Below are 20,097 nucleotides of genomic sequence, written 5' to 3'. Positions count from 1 at the left end.
CCGGGTCAGCCCAGCCGGCGGCGGTCCAGTTCCACCGCCAGCAGGGTTTCCAGGGCTTCCAGCTGCCGGTAACAGGCGGGCATGTCCGCCGCCCAGGTATAGAGGCCGTGGCCACGGATCAAGTAGGCGTGGGTGATGCGTCCCGCGTCCAGTTGCCGATCCACGTCCGCCGCCAGGGCGGCGATGTCCTGGCTGTTGTCGAACACCGGAATGGTAAGCCGGCTTTCGTGGGTGTCGATACCGTCCAGCGCCTTGAGCAGCTCATAGCCTTCCAGGGTCACGTGGTCGGCGGGCCAGTGCATGGTCAGCACCGTGGCGGCGTGGCTGTGGGTGTGCAGCACCGCGCCGATGGCCGGGTCGCGGCGGTACAGGCCGGTGTGCAGCAGGGTCTCCGCGGACGGTTTGCCGTCGCCCACCGGGCGGCCGTCCAGGTCCACCACCATGATGTCGGTTTCCTGCAGCAGGCCCTTGTCGCGGCCGGAGCGGGTGATCGCCGCGTGGCCGGCGTTCAGACGCTGGGAATAGTTGCTGCTGGTGGCCGGCGACCAGCCGTGCTGGTAAAGACGCCGGCCGGTGGCCGCCAGGGTCCGGGCCGCTTCCCGGTAGGCGCTGGTGGAGTAAGGGCGTTCGGTCATGACGGGCTCCGCGCGAAATGGTCGGCGAGGGCGGCCGGGGAGGGCGATTCGATCACGCCGCTCTCGGTGACGATGGCGCTGATGAGCGCCGCCGGGGTGACGTCGAAGGCCGGGTTGTAGACCGGGCAGCCTTCCGGGGCCAGCGGCGTGTCGCCGACACGTCGCACTTCGTCGCCGTCGCGCTCCTCGATGACGATGCCGCCGCCGTCGGCCATGGCCGGGTCCAGGGTGGAGTCCGGGGCCGCCACGATAAAGGGAATATCATGGTGGCGGGCCAGCACCGCCAGGTTGTAGGTGCCGATCTTGTTGGCGGTGTCGCCGTTGGCGGCGATGCGGTCGGCGCCCACCACCACCGCGTCGATGCGGCCCTGGGCCATGAGCAGCCCGGCGGCGCTGTCCGCCACCAGGGTCACGGGGATGTTCTCCTGCATCAGTTCCCAGGCGGTGAGCCGGGCGCCCTGCAGCCAGGGACGGGTTTCGCCGGCGTAGACGCCGGCCAGGTGGCCGCTGCGCCAGGCGGAACGCACGATGCCGAGCGCGGTGCCGTGGCCGCCGGTGGCCAGGGCGCCGGTATTGCAGTGGGTATAAAGGGTGGCGTTGCTCGGCAGCAGGGCGGCGCCCAGCTCCCCGAGCCGCTGGTTGGCGGCCTGGTCTTCCTGATGAATGCGCTCCGCCTCGCGGACCAGCCGGCGGGCCAGGGCCGCGCCGGGCTCGCCCTCGAAGCGCTCGCGCAGGCGGTCCAGGGCCCAGAACAGGTTCACCGCCGTGGGCCGGCTGGCGGCGAGGGCGGCCAGGGCCGGCTCCAGGCCGGCGGCGTGGGCGCGGGGGCCCAGGCGCAGGGCTTCCAGGGCCAGCCCGTAGGCGGCGGTGATGCCGATGGCCGGGGCGCCGCGCACCGCCATCCGGCGGATCGCCTCGGCGGCGCCGGCGGCGTCGCGCACGTCCAGCCACTCGGTGGCCGCGGGCAGGCGGCGTTGATCGAGCAGCAGCAGATGATCGTCGAGCCAGTGAATGGCCGGGCTTTCAATGGGCATTCAGGTCCTCTCGCCGTCGCTGTCCGGGCGCGGCCGGTTGAGTGGCGGCCGGCCGTAACGGCGACGGATCCAGTTGGTGGAGCGCAGTACCCCGGGGCGGCGCATAATAGCGCGTTCCAGGCGGTATTTCCCCGGGAAGGTGCTGACCATGAGGGCGATCAGGATGGTCAGGATGCCCTGGCCGGGCAGCACCAGCATAAGGATGCCGGCCGCCAGCAGCACCAGGGCGAAGGCGTTGCGCAGCAACCACATCAGCCAGGCCAGCGGGCCCCGGTAATGCAGCGGCCGGGACGGGGTGTTGAAGTAATCCACGGGCATGCGCACCACCAGCCAGGGGATGGCCAGCGCCGAGGCCAGGGCCATCACCACGCCGATGGCGGTGAGCGCCGGCAGCCAGGGTTCCAGGTGCCGGACCAGGGGCTCCAGCCAGGCGGGCAGGTTGAATTGCAAAAGGCGTCTCCATGCTCCGGCCGCTTGATGGGTTGCGGACGTTCCGTGACGTACAATGGCGGCACCGCCGGGGCAATTCAATCGCCCCGGCGCCCTTAAGTCGAGCATCACGGAGCCGTTTGCCGATGATCTGGAAACTGATTCTCGCCGCCCTGGCCGGTCTGGCCATCGGCGCCGCCCTGGGCGGTCTGATCTGGCGCTGGATGGCGCGCCGCCAGGAACGCCGGCGCCAGGCGGCGCGCCACCGCGAAGTGGTGGCCAGCCTGGATGTGCTGTCCCGGGCATTGCTGCAGGGGCAGGTGGACAGCAGTGAGGCCACCATCCGCATGAGCGTGTTGTTGGACTGCCTGCCCCAGGACGTGCAGCCGAAGGTGGACGTGGCCGCCATTCACCGGCTCGCCGAGGACGTGGGCGGTTTCGACCGGGGCGAAACCCGCCGCCAGCTCAGTGCCCGCGAGCGCAATCGCCAGGACCTGGACCGGTTGCGCCTGGAAGACGAACAGAACGAGGCGGTGTTGGCCGCCACCCGGCGATTGCAGGACGTGATCAATCAATGGCAGGCGCGGTTTTCCCCCGATCGCGGCTGAAGCCGCGATCCGGCCGTGATGCCGCACCAATGACTCTACAGACGCGCCCCCTGGTCGCGAGAGCGGCGAGGGCATTGAGACGTTGAAGTATCATCCCGCCTCCTTTCGCAGTGAGTCCAATCCAGCGTTATGAGCGATTCCACTCTTTACGTGGCCTTCCCGGCCTCCGAGCAATTGCGCGACCGCATCGACACCTTCATCGAATCCGCGCGCGGTGAACCGGACCGCGATCACGTGGCCAAACTGGAAGCGATCATGGATCCCTTCCTGGACGAGGTGCTGCACACCTATTTCACCGGCCCCATCGACGCGGTCAACGCCAAGGGCACGGCGGTGAACGTGATCCTGGGCGCCATGAAGGTCATCAACAAGGCCGCCCACGGCCTGGCCGGCCGCTTGATGCGCAAGGCCAGCGTGGAGGAACAGCGCGCCCTGGCGGAGCATTTCGCGGCGCTGCGCCTGGAGAAGGACGGCCAGGTGTACATCGGCTACCCGCTGACACCGTCCCTGGCGGAACGGGCCAGCCTGGTGTTCCAGGAGTTCGCCGACGGCCAGGGCGAGATGAAGCATCTGGTGGAAGTGATGGACGGCATCAGCGCCGGCGCCATCGAGAACTATCTGGACAAGACCGTGGGCAATCTGGAACTGGGCCGCATTAACCGGGGCCTGGTGTCCGGCGCGCGCACCACCATCAAGAAGGCGTCCGCCTCCTCGGTGGAGAAGGGCATTCCGGCCATGGACCGGGCCCACCGCAAGCCGGTGGTGGCGTATTTCGAATCCTTGCTGCTGGCGCCCTGAACCGGGCTTCGGCGGGGTGAGGCGGACCGGGTCGCGTGGCGACCCGGCCGACCCGGTCAGCTGGAGGCGGAGCCGTCGCCGGACGGCGTGCCAGCGCCGGTGGGGGCGGGCTGTGGTGCGGCCGCCTTCTTGGCCGGGGCTTTCTTGCGCGTGGCGGCCTTCTTGCTGGCGGTTTTCTTGGCGGTGGTTTTCTTCGCCGCGCTCTTCTTCACCGCCGCTTTCCTGGTGGTGGCTTTCTTCTTCGCGGCGCTTTTCTTGGCGGGGCTCTTGGTGGCGGCCTTCTTGGCGGCTTTCTTGGGCGTTACCCGTTTCTCGATGTCCCGGGCACGCTTCTCCAGATCCTTTTCGTACTGGCTGATCACCTTGGCCAGGCCGCTTGCCTGCTTGGCGGTGGCCTTGAGAACGCGCACCTCGGTTTCCAGAATGCGTTTGCGGGCTTGGGAATCATCCACGCGCTGGCGCGCGTCATCCACCGCCTTGCGGGCGCGGTCCACCTGGCGCTGAACCGTGGAGGAGGCTTTATCCCGGTAGTCGGCCTGCAGCTTCTCGAGGCGGTTGAGCCGTTCGCGGCGGCGATTCATTTCATCGCTGACACGCTGGCGGGCCTTGTCCAGTTGGCTTTCCAACTGGGCGATCTGTTTTTCCCTTTCCTTGTCGAAGCGCTCGGCGAGTTTACGAATCTGGCTTTGCAGATCGTCGAGCCGGGTCTTTACCTTGTTCGCGGCCATGGATGACTCCCTTTCCCCTGTTCGGTTGGCGGTGGGCGGATCGCTGAGGGCCTGATTACCGATCCGCTTGAAACTGTATGTCACATTATTCGGCTGGACAACAGCCCCAGCGCCCGGAAACGCGGGCTTTATGATGAATTCGTGTAACCGCCGCGGCCGTTGTCGCCGCGCCGGTGAGCGGCGATACTGTGCGCCTGAATCAACAACGGAAGCGTTATGCCGGTTTCTTTCGATGGCAAATTGGTGGTGGCGATCAGCTCCCGGGCCCTGTTCGACCTGAGCGACAGCCATCAGGTGTTCGAGAACCAGGGTCTGGATGCGTTCCAGGATTATCAGGTTTCCCACGAGGACGACATCCTGCGCCCCGGCGATGCCTTTCCGCTGGTCAAGAAGCTGCTGGCCATCAATGAGATGGAGGAGGGGCGCGGCCGGGTGGAAGTGATTCTGCTGTCGCGCAACAGCTCCGACACCGGTCTGCGCGTGTTCAATTCCATCGAGCACTACCGGCTGCCGATCACCCGGGCCGCCTTCGCCGGCGGCCAGAGTCCGCACCGCTACGTGTCCGCGTTCGGCGCCCATCTGTTCCTGTCCACGGACCCGAGGGACGTGCGCCAGGTGCTCGACGCCGGCTACGCCGCCGCCACCATTTTGTCCGGGGCCACCCTGGATCCCAAGGACGAGGTGCTGCGCATCGCCTTCGACGGTGACGCGGTGCTGTTCTCCGACGAATCCGAGCAGGTGTTCCAGAGCGCCGGCCTGGAAGCCTTCACCGAAAGCGAGAAGCAGGCCGCCCGGCAACCGCTCAGCGACGGCCCCTTCAAGGCGTTCCTGGAAGCGCTGCATCAGATTCAGCGGGAATTTCCCGCCGACCGCTGCCCGATCCGCACCGCCCTGGTCACCGCCCGCTCGGCGCCGGCCCACGAGCGGGTGGTGCGCACCCTGCGGGAATGGGGCATCCGCCTGGACGAAAGCCTGTTCCTGGGCGGGCTGCCCAAGGGGCCCTTCCTCAAGGCGTTCGGCGCCGACGTGTTCTTCGACGACCAGCAGGGCCACTGCGAATCCGCCCGTGAGCACGTGGCCGCCGGCCATGTGCCCCACGGCATCTCCAACCCCCGCTCCTAGCCCCCGTTGCCAGCGTCTTCACGGGCTACTATGCTTGGAACGCATAATTTTCCGTATTTTTATAACTGACTTGCGGTATCGAAGGCGGTCGAGGAGCGTGGAATGAAGCTGCAGCAACTCCGCTACATATGGGAAGTGGCCCGCCACGATCTCAATGTGTCCGCCACCGCCCAGGCTCTCTACACCTCTCAGCCCGGCATCAGCAAGCAGATCCGCATGCTCGAGGATGAGCTCGGCGTGGAGGTGTTCGCGCGCAGCGGCAAGCATCTCACCCACATCACCCCGGCCGGGGAATCGATCCTGCGCATCGCCGGCGAGATCCTCCAGCAGACCGAGGCGATCAAGCGGGTGGCCCAGGAATTCCGCGACGAGACCAAGGGCGACCTGAGCATCGCCACCACCCACACCCAGGCCCGCTATGCGCTGCCGCCGGTGATCCAGCAGTTCACCAAGCGATTCCCCGATGTGTCGCTGCACATGAACCAGGGCACCCCCATGCAGATCGCCGAGATGGCCGCCAACGGCAGCGTCGATTTCGCCATCGCCACCGAGGCCCTGGAGCATTTCACCGATCTGATCATGATGCCCTGCTACCGCTGGAACCGTACCGTGGTGGTGCCGGAAGGGCACCCGCTCACCAAGGTCAAGCCGCTCACCCTGGAAGCCCTGGCGGAGTATCCGCTGGTCACCTATGTGTTCGGCTTCACCGGCCGCAGCAAGCTCGACGACGCCTTCGCCCGATTGGGCCTGGAGCCCCGGGTGGTGTTCACCGCCGCCGACGCCGACGTGATCAAGACCTACGTGCGCCTGGGCATGGGCGTGGGCATCGTCGCCCACATGGCGGTGGACCCGGTTCAGGACAAGGGCCTGGTGAACCTGGATGCCGGCCATCTGTTCGAGCCCAGCACCACCCGCATCGGCTTCCGCAAGGGCACCTTCCTGCGCGGCTTCATGTACGAATTCCTGCAGCAGTTCGCGCCGCACCTCACCCGTGAGCGAGTGGACGCCGCCGTGGCGGCCGCCACCCGGGAGGAACGGGAGGCGCTGTTCGCCGACCTGGAGCTGCCCTCGCGCTGACGCCGCCGGGCCCCGGGCGCGCCGCGCGGGCGGCGTTGCAAAGCCGCCGGGGCGCCGCTACATTGTGCGCGCCTTTTACCGAGCACTTACCGATTAAGGGGATCACCGTGGAATTGCTTTGTCTGGACCTGGAAGGGGTGCTGATTCCGGAAATCTGGATCAACTTCGCCGAACGCACCGGCATCGACGAACTGCGCGCCACCACCCGGGATATCCCGGACTACGACGAGCTGATGAAAATGCGGCTCGGCATCCTCGACCAGCACGGCTATGGCCTGCCGGACATCCAGAAAGTGATCGACACCCTGGACCCGCTGGACGGCGCCGTGGAATTCGTGGAATGGGCCCGCGAGCACTTCCAGTTGATCATCCTCTCCGACACCTTCTACGAGTTCGCCCGCCCGCTGATGCGCAAGCTCGGCTCGCCGACCCTGCTGTGCCACAAGCTGGCCGTGGACGACAACGGCCGCATCACCGACTACATCCTGCGTCAGAAGGACCCCAAACGGGCCTCGGTGAAGGCGCTGCACAGCCTCAACTACCGCATCATCGCCGCCGGTGACTCCTACAACGACACCACCATGCTCAGCGAAGCGGAGCAGGGCATCCTGTTCCACGCTCCCGACAACGTGATCGCGGAATTCCCCCAATTCCCGGCGGTGCACAGCTACGACGATCTCAAGAAGGAGATCATCAAGGCGAGCGAGCGGGATATTCCGACCACCAATTAACAGTGAACAGTTAACAGTTAACAGCGAAAACCGGCTCTGCCCGCGCGCTGTTAACTGTTCACTATTAACTGTTAATTGATTCCATAAGTTTCCTCACCTTGAACCAGCTTTCCTCGTATTCTTCGTCCGGGTCGGAGTCGTAAACGATGCCGCCGCCGCCGTGGCAGTACAGACGGTCGCCGTCGGTCTGCAGGGTGCGGATCAGGATGTTGCTGTCGAAGCGGCCTTGCTGGTCCTGCCAGAACAGGCTGCCGCAGTAGGCGCCCCGGGGTGCCGGCTCCAGTTCCTGGATGATTTCCATGGCCCGTTTCTTGGGGGCGCCGGTGATGCTGCCGCCGGGGAAGGCGCTGAGCAGGGCGGCCAGGGGCGCGCCGCCGGGGAGCAGGGTGCCGGTAATGGTGGACACCAGGTGCTGGACGTTGCTGAAGCGGCGCAGCTCGAACAGCGGGTCCACGCGGATCGAGCCGGCCTGGCAGAATTCGCCCAGGTCGTTGCGCAGCAGGTCCACGATCATCAGATTTTCCGCCCGGTCCTTGGGGTGGCGGCGCAGCGCCTCGCCCAGGGCTTTATCCTCTTCCTCATTCGCGCCCCGGGGCCGGGAGCCCTTGATGGGCTCGGTGCGTACCACGCCGTTGTCGATGCTCAGGAAGCGCTCCGGGGAGACGCCGAAGATCGCCTCGTCGCCATTGCGGAAAAAACCGGCGTGGGGCGCCGGGTGGGCGGCCAGCAGGCGGTCGAAGCCGGCCAGGACGTCGCCGGCCCAGCGGGCCTGGAAACGCTGAGCGTAGTTCACCTGATAGACATCGCCGGCGGCCAGGTAGTCGAGAATCCGTGCCAGTGCCCGCCGGTAAAACGCCGGGGTTTGTTCCGCCTGGAACGGGCCGGTCAGTTCAAAGTGGCGGTCGCTGGCCGGCCGGTAGGGCCGGGGTGGTTCGCGGAAAAGATGCACCACGGCTTCGCCATCGACGCCGGGGATGCCGTGCAGGGACAGGCCGGCGTCGTAGGGGATCAGACCGCAGGCGAACACGCAGTCCCCGGCCAGGGCTTCCTGCACGCGGTCGGGCAGGATGCGCAGGGCGTCCGCGCCCCGCGCGCGCAGCGTCCACGCCGGGTCGCCCAGGGACACCGGGCCGTCATCTCCGGCCAGCACGATATGAGGCGTATCGGAGCGCGAAGTGGGACGAGGCGAAGTGTTGATAAGGTCGATCATGGTGGTTCCGGCGGCGAGGGACGCTAGTGTAGCGGCGGCCCGGGGCCGGGGCAAAGCGCGGCGAGGGGGACCAATTGTCGACAATAACCATTGAAAGGGCCGGCCCCGGAGAGTAAAGTGCCGGCGAAATCGACCCATTGTCGACAATCAGCGGAGTCGCCCATCCATGAACCAGCTCGCCGAAGGCAGCACCCGCACCCTGGCGGACCGGGTCTTCACCCGGCTGCAGGATGATATCGTGCGCGGCGAGATCCCGCCCGGCAGCAAGGTCAGCGAAACCGAGCTCGCCGGCCGTTACGGCGTCAGCCGCGGCCCGCTGCGCGAGGCGATCCGCCGGCTGGAGTCGCGCAAGCTGCTGGAACGCGAGGTGCACGTGGGCACCCGGGTGGCGTCGCTGAGCTTCGAGGACCTGATCGAGATCTACTATGTGCGCGAGGCCCTGGAAGGGCAGGCGGCGCGGCTCGCCGCCGAACGCATGACCGATCAGGAAGTGGCCGGCCTGCACCAGGTGCTGGCGCAGCACGAGCAACAGCAGGATATCCGCGAGGATACCGCCTACTTCCAGCGCGAGGGCGACCTCGATTTCCACTACCGCATCATCCAGGGCAGTCACAACCGGACGCTGATCCGCATGTTGATCGGCGAGCTGTATCACCTGGTGCGCATGTACCGCTACCAGTTCAGCACCACCGCCAACCGGCCGCAGAAAGCCCTGCACGAACACCGCCGCATCATCGAGGCCATCGAGTCCCGGGACGCGGAGATGGCCGAACTCCTGATGCGCCGGCATATTAGCCGGGCACGGGAAAACATCGAACAGCAAGCCCAAAGGAGTCCCCAATGAGCCGTCCCAGCAGCGCCGGCGCCCGTTTCCGGCAAGCCCTGGCGGAAGAACAGCCGCTTCAGATCATGGGCACCATCAACGCCTACACCGCGATCATGGCGGAGCAGGTGGGTTACCGCGCCATTTACCTGTCCGGCGGTGGCGTCGCCAACGCCTCCTACGGTCTGCCGGACCTGGGCATGACCACCATGAACGACGTGCTCGAGGACGTGCGCCGCATCAGCGCCGCGTCCGAAGTGCCGTTGCTGGTGGACATCGACACCGGCTGGGGCGGCGCCTTCAACATCGGCCGCACCATCAAGGAAATGATCCGCGCCGGCGCCGGCGCCGTGCACCTGGAGGACCAGGTGGCGCAGAAGCGTTGCGGCCACCGCCCCAACAAGGAAATCGTCTCCCAGCAGGAAATGGTGGACCGCATCAAGGCCGCCGCCGACGCTCGCACCGACGATGACTTCTTCATCATCGCGCGCACCGACGCGTTCCAGAAGGAGGGCCTGGAGCCCGCCGTGGAACGGGCCCGTGCCTGCGTGGAAGCCGGCGCCGACGGCATCTTCGCCGAGGCGGTGCACACCCTGGAGGACTACAAGGCGTTCTCCGAGGGGCTGGGTGACACGCCGCTGCTGGCCAACATCACCGAATTCGGCGCCACGCCGCTGTTCACACGCGAGGAACTGCGCGACGCCGGCGCCGGCATGATCCTGTACCCGCTGTCGGCGTTCCGCGCCATGAACCAGGCGGCGCTGCGCGTGTACCAGGCCATTCGCGAGGAAGGGACCCAGAAAAACGTGGTCGACACCATGCAGACCCGCATGGAACTGTACGACTTCCTGGGTTACCACGACTACGAACAAAAACTCGACGAGCTCTTCGCCAAGCAGCGCGGAGAATAACCGACCCGTCAATACGAGGACGATGACGATGGCAGAGAAGCAACCCAACGGCGCCGGCCTGCGTGGCCAGGTCGCCGGCAAAACGGCCCTTTCCACCGTGGGCAAAAGTGGCTCCGGCCTTACTTACCGTGGCTACGACGTCAAGGACCTGGCGGAGAACTGCCAGTTCGAGGAGGTCGCCCACCTGATTCTGAAAGGCGCGCTGCCCACCCAGGCGGAACTGGACGCCTACAAGAAGAAGCTCAAGGGTCTGCGCGGTCTGCCCCAGGCGCTCAAGGAGGTGCTGGAGCGGATTCCCAAGGACGCCCATCCCATGGACGTGATGCGCACCGGCTGCTCCGTGCTCGGCAATCTGGAAACCGAGACCAGCTTCGACCAGCAGCAGGACGCCACCGACCGCATGCTGGCGGCGTTCCCGAGCATCATCTGCTACTGGTACCGCTACAGCCATGACGGCGTGCGCGTGGAAACCGAAACCGACGACGATTCCATCGGCGCCCATTTCCTGCATCTGCTGCGCGGCGAGAAGCCCAACGATCTGCACGAAGCGGTGATGCACGTCTCCCTGATCCTGTACGCGGAGCACGAGTTCAACGCCTCCACCTTCACCGCCCGGGTGTGCGCCTCCACGCTGAGCGACATCCACAGCTGCATCACCGGCGCCATCGGTTCCCTGCGTGGTCCGCTGCACGGCGGCGCCAACGAGGCGGCCATGGAAATGATCGAGAACTTCCAGGATCCCGAGGACGCCGAGAAGGGCATGCTGGGCATGCTGGAGCGCAAGGAAAAGATCATGGGGTTCGGCCACGCCATTTACCGGGAGTCCGATCCGCGCAACGCGATCATCAAGCACTGGTCGGAGAAACTGTCCCGCGACGTCAATGGCGAGAACCTCTACAACATTTCCGTGCGCTGCGAGGAAGTAATGTGGCGCGAGAAGAAGCTGTTCTGCAACGCGGACTTCTTCCACGCCTCCGCGTACCACTTCATGGGCATCCCCACCAAGCTGTTCACGCCGATCTTCGTGATGAGCCGGCTGACCGGTTGGGCCGCCCATGTGTTCGAGCAGCGCGCCGACAACCGCATCATCCGCCCGAGCGCCGAATACACCGGCCCGGAGCTGCGTCCGGTGACGCCGATCGCCGAGCGGGGTTGAGATGAACACCGAATACCGCAAACGCCTTCCCGGCACCGAGCTGGATTATTTCGACACCCGCGCCGCGGTGGACGCGATCCAGCCCGGCGCCTACGACAAGCTGCCGTACACCTCCCGGGTGCTGGCCGAGCAACTGGTGCGCCGTTGCGAGCCGGCGGCGCTCACCGACTCGCTCAAGCAACTGATCGAGCGCAAGCGCGATCTGGATTTCCCCTGGTACCCGGCGCGGGTGGTGTGCCACGACATTCTCGGCCAGACCGCCCTGGTGGATCTGGCCGGCCTGCGCGACGCCATCGCCGAGAAAGGCGGCGACCCGGCCAAGGTCAACCCGGTGGTGCCCACCCAGCTGATCGTGGACCACTCCCTGGCGGTGGAACACCCGGGCTTCGAGAAGGACGCCTTCGAGAAGAACCGGGCGGTGGAAGAGCGCCGCAACGAGGACCGCTTCCACTTCATCAACTGGACCAAGACCGCCTTCGATAACGTGGACGTGATTCCCCCGGGCAACGGCATCATGCACCAGATCAACCTGGAGAAGATGTCGCCGGTGGTTCAGGTGCGCGAGGGCGTGGCGTTTCCGGATACCTGCGTCGGCACCGACAGCCACACCCCCATGGTGGACGCCCTGGGCGTGATCTCCGTGGGCGTGGGCGGCCTGGAAGCCGAGAACGTGATGCTGGGCAATCCGTCCATGATGCGCCTGCCGGACATCGTCGGCGTGGAACTCACCGGCAAGCTCAAGCCGGGCATCACCGGCACCGACCTGGTGCTGTCGCTCACCGAATTCCTGCGCAAGGAACGGGTGGTGGGCGCCTACCTGGAATTCTTCGGCGAGGGCGCCGACTCCCTGACCGTGGGCGACCGCGCCACCATTTCCAACATGACCCCGGAATACGGCGCCACCGCGGCCATGTTCTACATCGACGGCCAGACCCTCGATTACCTCAAGCTCACCGGCCGCGACGACGACCAGGTGAAGCTCACCGAAACCTACGCCAAGGAAGCCGGCTTCTGGGCCGATTCCCTGAAGAACGCGGAGTACGAGCGGGTGCTGCGCTTCGACATGTCCAAGGTGGAGCGCACCCTGGCCGGGCCGTCCAACCCGCACGCGCGCCTGCCCACCTCGGAGCTGGCGTCCCGTGGCGTGGCCGGTGAGTGGCAGGAAAAGGAAGGCGAAATGCCCGACGGCGCGGTGATCATCGCCGCCATCACCTCCTGCACCAACACCAGTAATCCGCGCAACATGATCGCCGCCGGCCTGATCGCGCGGAACGCCAACAAACTGGGGCTGGTGCGCAAACCCTGGGTGAAGTCCTCCCTGGCGCCGGGCTCCAAGACGGTGAAAATGTACCTGGAGGAGGCCAACCTGCTGCCGGAGCTGCAGAGCCTGGGCTTCGACGTGGTCGCCTTCGCCTGCACCACCTGCAACGGCATGAGCGGCGCCCTGGACCCGAAAATCCAGCAGGAAGTGGTGGACCGGGATCTGTACGCCACCGCCGTGCTGTCCGGCAACCGCAACTTCGACGGCCGCATCCACCCCTACGCCAAGCAGGCGTTCCTGGCCTCGCCGCCGCTGGTGGTGGCCTACGCCATCGCCGGCACCATCCGCTTCGACATCGAGAAGGATGCCCTGGGCCATGACGCCGACGGCAACCCGATCATGCTCAAGGACATCTGGCCCGAGGACGGCGAGATCGACGCCATCGTCAAGGCCAGCGTGAAACCCGAGCAGTTCCGCGCCACCTACATTCCCATGTTCGAGAAGAAGGGCGACGGTGCCCGGGCGGCCAGCCCGCTGTACGACTGGCGGCCGATGAGCACCTATATTCGCCGTCCGCCGTACTGGGAAGGCACCATGGCCGGCGAGCGTGGCCTCAAGGGCATGCGGCCGCTGGCGGTGCTCGGTGACAACATCACCACCGACCACCTGTCACCGTCCAACGCCATCCTGCCGGACAGCGCCGCCGGCGAATACCTGGCGAAAATGGGCCTGCCGGAGGAGGACTTCAACTCCTACGCCACCCACCGGGGCGACCACCTGACCGCCCAGCGCGCCACCTTCGCCAACCCCAAGCTGCTCAACGAAATGGTGCGTGACGAGAACGGCGAGGTGAAGCAGGGCTCCTACGCCCGGGTGGAACCGGAAGGCAAGCCCACCCGCATGTGGGAAGCCATCGAAACCTACATGGAACGCAAGCAGCCGCTGATCATCATCGCCGGCGCCGACTACGGCCAGGGTTCCTCCCGGGACTGGGCCGCCAAGGGCGTGGCGCTGGCCGGGGTGGAAGCGATCGTCGCCGAAGGCTTCGAGCGCATCCACCGCACCAACCTGATCGGCATGGGCGTGATGCCACTGCAGTTCCAGGAGGGCACCACCCGCAAGACCCTGAACATCGACGGCACCGAGACCTTCGACGTCAAGGGCACGCCGGCGCCTCGGGCCGAGCTCACCCTGGTGATCCACCGCGCCAACGGCGACAGCGAGGAAGTGCCGGTGATCTGCCGTCTGGACACCGCCGAGGAAGTCTCGGTGTACTCCGCCGGCGGCATCCTGCAGAAATTCGCCAAGGAGTTCATTGCCGATAGCGCGGCGTGAATGGAGTCACAACCATGAGTAACGCACCACAGATCAAAATTCCCGCCACCTACATGCGCGGCGGCACCAGCAAGGGCGTTTTCTTCCGGCTCGATGATCTGCCGGAAGCCGCCCGGGTGCCGGGCCCGGCCCGGGACGCCCTGTTGCTGCGCGTGATCGGCAGTCCGGATCCCTACGGCAAGCACACCGACGGCATGGGCGGCGCCACCTCCAGCACCAGCAAGACGGTGATCCTGTCGCGCAGCGACAGCCCCGACCACGACGTGGATTATCTGTTCGGCCAGGTGTCCATCGACAAGCCGTTCATCGACTGGAGCGGCAATTGCGGCAACCTCACCGCCGCCGTGGGCGCTTTCGCCATCAGTAATGGCCTGGTGGACCCGGCCCGGGTGCCGGCCAACGGCGAGGCGGAGATCCGCATCTGGCAGGCCAATATCGAGAAGACCATCATCGCCCGCATCCCGATCACCGACGGCGAGGTGCAGGAAACCGGTGACTTCGAGCTGGACGGGGTCACCTTTCCCGCCGCCGAGGTGAAAATCGAGTTCCTCGACCCGGCGGACGGGGAGGGCGCTTTGTTTCCCACCGGCAACCCGGTGGACGACCTGGAGGTGCCCGGTATCGGTACCTTGAAGGCGACCATGATCAACGCCGGCATTCCCACGGTATTCGTCAACGCCGAGGACATCGGTTACACCGGTACCGAGCTGCAGGGCGACATCAACGAGGATGCCCGGGCCCTGGCCCGCTTCGAGACGATTCGCGCCCACGGCGCCCTGCGCATGGGGCTGATCCAGTCCCTGGAGGAGGCCGAGCAGCGCCAGCACACGCCGAAGGTGGCCTTCGTGGCGCCGCCCCGGGAATACCTGGCGTCCAGCGGCAAGACCGTGGCCGCCGGCGACATCGACCTGCTGGTGCGGGCGCTCTCCATGGGCAAGCTGCATCACGCCATGATGGGCACCGCGGCGGTGGCCATCGGCACCGCCGCCGCCATCCCGGGCACCCTGGTGAACCTGGCCGCCGGCGGCGGCGAGCGCGACTCGGTGCGTTTCGGGCATCCCTCCGGTACGCTCAAGGTGGGTGGCGAGGCACGCCGGGAGGGCGACCGCTGGCAAGTCACCAAGGCCACCATGAGCCGCAGTGCCCGGGTGCTCATGGAAGGCTGGGTGCGCGTTCCCGGCGACGTGCTTTCGTAAGCGCCGCCGGATCGCGACTGAAGTCGCTCCTACGTGGACTGTAGGAGCGACTTCAGTCGCGATAGCTCCGCCAACCGAACACATGACAAGGAGGCACCATGACCGGCAACGTGGATCAGAATCTGCGCCCCGACTACGACCCGGAAATCCAGGCCATCGTCGACTATGTGCTCGGCTACGACATCCAGTCGAAGGAGGCCTGGGACACCGCCCGCCTGTGCCTGATGGACACCCTGGGCTGCGGCCTGCTGGCGTTGCGCTTCCCGGAATGCGCCAAGCACCTGGGGCCGCTGGTGGAAGGCACCGTGGTACCCCATGGCGCCCGGGTGCCCGGCACGCCGCACCGGCTCGACCCGGTGAAGGCGGCCTGGGACATCGGCTGCATCGTGCGCTGGCTGGACTACAACGACACCTGGCTGGCGGCGGAGTGGGGGCATCCCTCCGACAATCTCGGCGGCATCCTGGCGGTGGCCGATCACCTGTCGCAAAAGAATCTGTCCCGGGGCAAGGCGCCGCTGACCATGAAGACGGTGCTGGAAGCGATGATCATGGCCCATGAGATCCAGGGCGTGCTGGCCCTGGAGAATTCCTTCAACCGGGTCGGCCTGGATCACGTGGTGCTGGTCAAGGTGGCTTCCACGGCGGTGGTGGCGCGCATGATGGGCGCTGACCGCGAGCAGCTTCTGTCCGCCGTGTCCCACGCCTGGGTGGACGGCCAGTCCCTGCGCACCTACCGGCACGCGCCCAACGCCGGCTCGCGCAAATCCTGGGCCGCCGGCGACGCCACCAGCCGGGCGGTGCGCCTGGCGGACATTGCCCTGCGCGGCGAGATGGGCATCCCCGGTGCCCTGAGCGCGCCTCAATGGGGCTTCTACGACGTGCTGTTCAGCAAGACCAACAAGGACCAGAAGCTCAAACCGGAGCAGGACCGGCGCTTCAAGTTCCAGCGCGAATACGGTTCCTATGTGATGGAGAACATTCTCTTCAAGCTGAGCTTCCCGGCGGAATTCCACAGCCAGACCGCCTGCGAGGCGGCGGTCACCCTGCATCCGAAGGTCAAGGACCGTCTCGACGAGATCGACCGCATCGTCATCACCACCCACGACTCGGCGATCCGCATCATTTCCAAGCGCGGCCCGCTGGCGAATCCGGCGGACCGGGACCATTGCCTGCAATACATGACCGCGGTGCCGCTGATCCTGGGCGAGCTCAACGCGGACCACTACGAGGACGCCTTCCACGAGGCCCATCCGATCATCGATGAACTGCGCGACAAGATGGAGATCGTCGAGGACCCGGGTTACTCGAAGGACTACTACGATCCGGAGAAGCGCTCCATCGCCAACGCGGTGCAGGTGTTCTTCAAGGACGGCTCCAGCACCGAGCAGGTGGCGGTGGAATACCCCATCGGCCACCGCCGCCGCCGGGAGGAGGGCATCCCGGTGCTGGAGGACAAGTTCCGCCGCAATCTGGCGACCCGCTTCCCGGCCGGCCGGGTGGCGGACATCATGGAACTGTGCCGGAACCCCGACCGGCTCAACGCCATGCCGGTCAACGAGTTCATGGACCGCTTCGTGATCTGAGCCGCTCCTACTGGAGGCGCCGCTGCAGGCCGGTCATGGCCAGGATGCGGGTGCTGATTTCCTCGATGGACAGCTCGGTGGCGTCCAGGTGGGGAATGTTGAACTTGTTGTACAGCGCCTGCAGGGCGCGCACTTCCATATCGCACTGGCGCGGCGACGCGTAGCGGCTGCCGGCCTTGCGTTCGCTGCGGATGGCGCTGAGCCGGTCGGCGTTGATGGTCAGCCCGAACAGCTTGTGGCGGTGCGGGGCCAGGGCGTCGGGCAGGCGCAGGTCGTCGAAGTCGTCCTCGGTGAGCGGGTAGTTGGCGGTGAACAGGCCGAACTGCAACGCCAGATACAAGCAGGTGGGCGTCTTGCCGGAGCGCGACACGCCCACCAGAATCAGGTCCGCCTGATCGTAGTGGCGGGTGCGCGCGCCGTCGTCATTGTCCAGCGCGAAATGCACCGCGTTGATGCGGATGCGGTAGGCCTGCTGGTCGCGGATGGCGTGGCTCTGGCCCACCTTGTGGTTGGCCGGCACGCCCAGTTCCTCCTCCAGGGGTTTCTGGTAGGCGGTGAACAGATCCAGCACCCGGCCCTTGCAGGTGTGCAGGATCTGGCGGTGGGTGTCGTTGACCAGGGTGGAGAACACCACCGGGGTGGCGCCGTCCTCGCTGGCGGCCCGGTCGATGCGGTTGACCGCCTCCCGGGCGAGCTCGTCGGACTGCACATAGGGAATGGTGACCTGGTTAAAATCTATGCTACCGAACTGGCTGAGCAGGGTGTGACCCAGGGTTTCGGCGGTAATGCCGGTGCCGTCGGAAATAAAAAAAGCCGTTCTTTTCATGAACTTGGAGCTCCCGGTAACAGCTCGCGCGGGGTCGCGCGGGGCTTCCACAAAAGTCGTAACAGTTTCGCCAATACGGGCGGGCAAAGCGCCGTGGTTTTGGGTAGAATGGCGCCTCGATTCATTCCGGTAAAGCCGGGAACCGCCGAAACACGGTGTACCACACCGGTCCCGGGTTCCTCGGCCAGCAACACTTAAGGAGACGACCTTGGCGGAATACGTAGTCTGGTTTCAGGATCTGGGCAAGGACGACGTGGAGCGCGTCGGCGGCAAAAACGCCTCCCTTGGCGAGATGATCAGCAACCTGGCGGCGGCCGGCGTGTCCGTCCCGGGCGGTTTTGCCACCACCGCGGAAGCGTTTCGCGATTTCCTGGAACACAATGATCTGACCACCAAGATCAACGACGCCCTCGGCGCGCTGGACGTGGATGACGTGGTGGCCCTGGCGGAAACCGGTGAAAAGATTCGCAAGTGGGTGGTGGACGCCCCCTTCCAGCCCGGGCTGGAAGCCGCGATCCGGGACGCGTACGAGAAGATGGGCGGCGACGACGCCGAGTTCCCGGTGGCGGTGCGTTCCTCCGCCACCGCCGAGGACCTGCCCGATGCGTCCTTCGCCGGCCAGCAGGAAACCTTCCTCAATATCCGTGGCCTTGACCATGTGATGGTGGCGGTGAAGGAGGTGTTCGCCTCCCTGTTCAACGACCGCGCCATCAGCTACCGGGTGCACCAGGGCTTTGATCACAAGCTGGTGGCCCTGTCCGCCGGCGTGCAGCAGATGGTGCGTTCCGAGACCGGCGCCGCCGGCGTGATGTTCACCCTGGACACCGAGTCCGGCTTCCGCGACGTGGTGTTCATCACCGCGTCCTACGGCCTCGGCGAAATGGTGGTGCAGGGCGCCGTGAACCCGGACGAGTTCTACGTTCACAAGAAAACCCTGCTCAACAAGAAGCCGTCCATCCTGCGCCGCAACCTGGGCAGCAAGCTTCAGAAGATGGTGTACGGCAGCGAGGCCAGCGCCGGCAAGTCGGTGCAGACCGTGGACGTGGCCCAGGCCGACCGGCTGCGCTTCTGCCTCAGCGATGAACAGGTGGAAAGCCTGTCCCGCCAGGCCATCGAGATCGAGAAGCACTACGGCATGCCCATGGACATCGAATGGGCCCTGGACGGCGACACCAACAAGCTGTTCATCGTGCAAGCGCGCCCGGAGACGGTGAAGAGCCGTTCCGACGCCTCGGTGATGGAGCGCTACCTGCTCAAGCAGACCGGCAAGGTGCTGGTGGAAGGCCGTGCCATCGGCCAGCGCATCGGCGCCGGTCCGGTCCGCGTGGTCTCCAGCATCAAGGAAATGGACCGCGTGCAGGCCGGCGACGTGCTGGTCACCGACATGACCGACCCGGACTGGGAACCGGTGATGAAGCGCGCCTCCGCCATCGTCACCAACCGGGGCGGGCGTACCTGCCACGCGGCGATCATCGCCCGTGAGCTGGGCGTGCCGGCCATCGTTGGCTGCGGCGACGCCACCGAGCAGCTTAAGGACGGTCAGGAAGTGACCGTGTCCTGCGCCGAGGGCGACACCGGCAACATCTACGAGGGCCGCCTGGAGTTCGACGTTCAGCGCAACTCCATCGAATCCATGCCCAAGCTGCCGTTCAAGATCATGATGAACGTGGGCAACCCGGACCGCGCCTTCGATTTCGCCACCCTGCCCAACCAGGGCGTGGGCCTGGCGCGCCTGGAATTCATCATCAACCGCATGATCGGCGTGCACCCCAAGGCGCTGCTCAACTACGACGGCCTGCCCAAGGACGTCAAGCAGGCCGCCGACAAGCGCATCGCCGGCTACGACGATCCGGTGGACTTCTACGTGGAGAAGCTGGTCGAGGGGATTTCCACCCTGGCCGCCGCCTTCCACCCGGAAAAGGCCATCGTGCGCCTGTCCGACTTCAAGTCCAACGAGTACGCCAACCTGATCGGCGGCAGCCTGTACGAGCCTCACGAAGAAAACCCGATGCTGGGTTTCCGGGGCGCCAGCCGCTACATCAGCGAGAATTTCCGCGATTGTTTCGAGCTCGAATGCCGCGCCCTGAAGAAGGTGCGCGACGAAATGGGCTTCACCAACGTGGAAATCATGGTGCCGTTCGTGCGCACGCCGGGCGAAGCGGAGCAGGTGATTGATCTGCTGGCCAAGAACGGCCTGAAGCGGGGCGAGAACGGCCTGCGCGTGATCATGATGTGCGAGCTGCCCACCAACGCGCTGATCGCCGACGAGTTCCTGAAGTTCTTCGACGGCTTCTCCATCGGTTCCAACGACCTGACCCAGCTGACCCTGGGCCTGGACCGGGACTCCGGCATCATCAGCCACCTGTTCGACGAGCGGGACCCGGCGGTGAAGGCGCTGCTGAAGATGGCCATCGACGCCTGCAACGCCCAGGGCAAGTACATCGGCATCTGCGGCCAGGGCCCGTCCGACCATCCGGATCTGGCCAAGTGGCTGATGGAGCAGGGCATCTCCTCGGTGTCCCTGAACCCGGATTCGGTACTCGACACCTGGTTCTACCTGGCCGAGAAACACGGCCACTGACCGGCGTCCCGACCGACCCGCGAAGAAGCCCGGCACCGCCGGGCTTTTTTGTG

18 protein-coding genes are annotated in these 20,097 nt (G+C 66.1%); 12 read left to right on the top strand and 6 right to left on the bottom strand.

Annotation, left to right across the window (positions count from 1 at the left end):
• Positions 1 to 5: 5 nt before the first annotated feature.
• Genes HMJ39_RS06635 through HMJ39_RS06625 form a run of 3 tightly spaced genes read right to left on the bottom strand, consistent with a single transcriptional unit; the run spans position 6 to position 2,119 of the window.
• Positions 6 to 635, bottom strand: a complete 630-nt coding sequence (locus HMJ39_RS06635) for a methylthioribulose 1-phosphate dehydratase (RefSeq protein ID WP_194296703.1) — start codon at positions 633 to 635, stop codon at positions 6 to 8.
• Entirely contained in the window at positions 632 to 1,669 is a 1,038-nt protein-coding gene (gene mtnA / locus HMJ39_RS06630) for an S-methyl-5-thioribose-1-phosphate isomerase (protein WP_194296702.1), read from the bottom strand. Before mtnA ends, HMJ39_RS06635 begins: the two co-directional genes overlap by 4 nt.
• Positions 1,670 to 2,119 carry a PGPGW domain-containing protein gene (locus tag HMJ39_RS06625; protein WP_161385107.1) on the bottom strand — a complete coding sequence of 150 codons (450 nt, stop codon included), beginning with the start codon at positions 2,117 to 2,119 and terminating at the stop codon, positions 1,670 to 1,672.
• A 125-nt stretch (positions 2,120 to 2,244) separates the two neighbouring features.
• On the opposite strand from HMJ39_RS06625, the gene HMJ39_RS06620 reads away from it, so the two are divergent.
• Positions 2,245 to 2,706 (top strand): DUF2489 domain-containing protein, encoded by a 462-nt coding sequence (locus HMJ39_RS06620; RefSeq protein WP_228462195.1) that lies wholly within the window; start codon positions 2,245 to 2,247, stop codon positions 2,704 to 2,706.
• A gap of 129 nt (positions 2,707 to 2,835) precedes the next feature.
• On the top strand, positions 2,836 to 3,504 hold the full coding sequence (locus HMJ39_RS06615; RefSeq protein ID WP_161385108.1) for a hypothetical protein: 669 nt from the start codon (positions 2,836 to 2,838) through the stop codon (positions 3,502 to 3,504).
• A 56-nt stretch (positions 3,505 to 3,560) separates the two neighbouring features.
• Here HMJ39_RS06615 and HMJ39_RS06610 read toward each other — a convergent pair whose 3' ends face one another.
• Positions 3,561 to 4,232 carry a hypothetical protein gene (locus HMJ39_RS06610; protein WP_161385109.1) on the bottom strand — a complete coding sequence of 224 codons (672 nt, stop codon included), beginning with the start codon at positions 4,230 to 4,232 and terminating at the stop codon, positions 3,561 to 3,563.
• 216 nt (positions 4,233 to 4,448) lie between these two features.
• On the opposite strand from HMJ39_RS06610, the gene HMJ39_RS06605 reads away from it, so the two are divergent.
• From HMJ39_RS06605 to thrH, 3 genes are all read left to right on the top strand, one after another.
• The gene (locus HMJ39_RS06605) at positions 4,449 to 5,354 is read left to right on the top strand and encodes a 5'-nucleotidase (RefSeq protein WP_161385110.1); all 906 of its coding nucleotides are present in this window, start codon (positions 4,449 to 4,451) and stop codon (positions 5,352 to 5,354) included.
• Positions 5,355 to 5,456: 102 nt separating this feature from the next.
• Positions 5,457 to 6,431, top strand: coding sequence for an HTH-type transcriptional regulator CysB (gene cysB / locus HMJ39_RS06600; RefSeq protein ID WP_194296701.1), 975 nt, complete (start codon positions 5,457 to 5,459; stop codon positions 6,429 to 6,431).
• Between the two features lie 107 nt (positions 6,432 to 6,538).
• Positions 6,539 to 7,162, top strand: a complete 624-nt coding sequence (thrH, locus tag HMJ39_RS06595; protein ID WP_194296700.1) for a bifunctional phosphoserine phosphatase/homoserine phosphotransferase ThrH — start codon at positions 6,539 to 6,541, stop codon at positions 7,160 to 7,162.
• A 64-nt stretch (positions 7,163 to 7,226) separates the two neighbouring features.
• Here thrH and HMJ39_RS06590 read toward each other — a convergent pair whose 3' ends face one another.
• Positions 7,227 to 8,372 (bottom strand): anthranilate synthase component I family protein, encoded by a 1,146-nt coding sequence (locus HMJ39_RS06590; RefSeq protein ID WP_194296699.1) that lies wholly within the window; start codon positions 8,370 to 8,372, stop codon positions 7,227 to 7,229.
• A 166-nt stretch (positions 8,373 to 8,538) separates the two neighbouring features.
• Between HMJ39_RS06590 and HMJ39_RS06585 the strand changes: the two genes are divergently transcribed.
• From HMJ39_RS06585 to prpD, 6 genes are all read left to right on the top strand, one after another.
• The gene (locus HMJ39_RS06585) at positions 8,539 to 9,216 is read left to right on the top strand and encodes a GntR family transcriptional regulator (RefSeq protein ID WP_161385114.1); all 678 of its coding nucleotides are present in this window, start codon (positions 8,539 to 8,541) and stop codon (positions 9,214 to 9,216) included.
• Complete coding sequence (gene prpB, locus HMJ39_RS06580) at positions 9,213 to 10,106, top strand: methylisocitrate lyase (protein ID WP_194296698.1); 894 nt, start codon at positions 9,213 to 9,215, stop codon at positions 10,104 to 10,106. Before HMJ39_RS06585 ends, prpB begins: the two co-directional genes overlap by 4 nt.
• Positions 10,107 to 10,134: 28 nt before the next feature.
• Positions 10,135 to 11,262 carry a bifunctional 2-methylcitrate synthase/citrate synthase gene (gene prpC / locus HMJ39_RS06575; RefSeq protein ID WP_194296697.1) on the top strand — a complete coding sequence of 376 codons (1,128 nt, stop codon included), beginning with the start codon at positions 10,135 to 10,137 and terminating at the stop codon, positions 11,260 to 11,262.
• Position 11,263: 1 nt separating this feature from the next.
• A complete protein-coding gene (acnD, locus tag HMJ39_RS06570) occupies positions 11,264 to 13,858 on the top strand; it encodes a Fe/S-dependent 2-methylisocitrate dehydratase AcnD (RefSeq protein ID WP_161385117.1) in 2,595 nt (864 codons plus the stop codon).
• A 14-nt stretch (positions 13,859 to 13,872) separates the two neighbouring features.
• On the top strand, positions 13,873 to 15,054 hold the full coding sequence (gene prpF, locus HMJ39_RS06565) for a 2-methylaconitate cis-trans isomerase PrpF (protein WP_161385118.1): 1,182 nt from the start codon (positions 13,873 to 13,875) through the stop codon (positions 15,052 to 15,054).
• Positions 15,055 to 15,152: 98 nt separating this feature from the next.
• A complete protein-coding gene (gene prpD, locus HMJ39_RS06560; RefSeq protein WP_161385119.1) occupies positions 15,153 to 16,637 on the top strand; it encodes a 2-methylcitrate dehydratase in 1,485 nt (494 codons plus the stop codon).
• Positions 16,638 to 16,644: 7 nt separating this feature from the next.
• Here the strand turns inward: prpD and ppsR are convergent, their stop codons facing one another.
• On the bottom strand, positions 16,645 to 17,463 hold the full coding sequence (gene ppsR / locus HMJ39_RS06555; protein WP_161385120.1) for a posphoenolpyruvate synthetase regulatory kinase/phosphorylase PpsR: 819 nt from the start codon (positions 17,461 to 17,463) through the stop codon (positions 16,645 to 16,647).
• 208 nt (positions 17,464 to 17,671) lie between these two features.
• Here ppsR and ppsA point away from each other — a divergent pair, with 208 nt between their 5' ends.
• Positions 17,672 to 20,044 carry a phosphoenolpyruvate synthase gene (ppsA, locus tag HMJ39_RS06550; RefSeq protein WP_161385121.1) on the top strand — a complete coding sequence of 791 codons (2,373 nt, stop codon included), beginning with the start codon at positions 17,672 to 17,674 and terminating at the stop codon, positions 20,042 to 20,044.
• The last annotated feature ends 53 nt before the right edge of the window (positions 20,045 to 20,097 follow it).

Origin of the sequence: Alloalcanivorax profundimaris, assembly GCF_015265435.1 — a bacterium.
GTDB classification, from domain to species: Bacteria; Pseudomonadota; Gammaproteobacteria; order Pseudomonadales; family Alcanivoracaceae; genus Alloalcanivorax; species Alloalcanivorax profundimaris.
Note: the sequence above shows the minus strand (reverse complement) of the source record. Positions and strands in the feature narration are given on the sequence as shown.